Origin of the sequence: Colwellia marinimaniae, from assembly GCF_002207865.1 — a bacterium.
GTDB classification, from domain to species: Bacteria; Pseudomonadota; Gammaproteobacteria; order Enterobacterales; family Alteromonadaceae; genus Colwellia; species Colwellia marinimaniae.
Window position 1 is genome coordinate 1 of record NZ_BDQM01000498.1, and the last position, 239, is coordinate 239.

A 239-nucleotide genomic window follows, 5' to 3' on the forward strand; every position below is an offset into this window, starting at 1 on the left:
TCGATGTGTTGCTGGGCCAGACGCTTTACATCAGCACTCTGGCGCGACTTGTCATTCCACAGTCCCAGCAAGTCCGTGATCTCGGCTACCGAGAAGCCGAGGTCGCGCGAACGCCGGATGAAATGCAACCGGTGAACGTCGTCCTGGGTATAGGCGCGGTAGCCCGAATCGGTGCGGTCAGCCGGAGGGATCAGACCGATTTGCTCGTAGTAGCGGATCATTTTGGCCGAGACCTTCGA

General features: G+C 59.0%; 1 protein-coding gene. It reads right to left on the bottom strand.

Annotation, left to right across the window (positions count from 1 at the left end):
- A partial coding sequence (locus MTCD1_RS20225; RefSeq protein ID WP_143760232.1) for a MerR family transcriptional regulator occupies window positions 1-239 on the bottom strand: 239 nt, incomplete at both ends.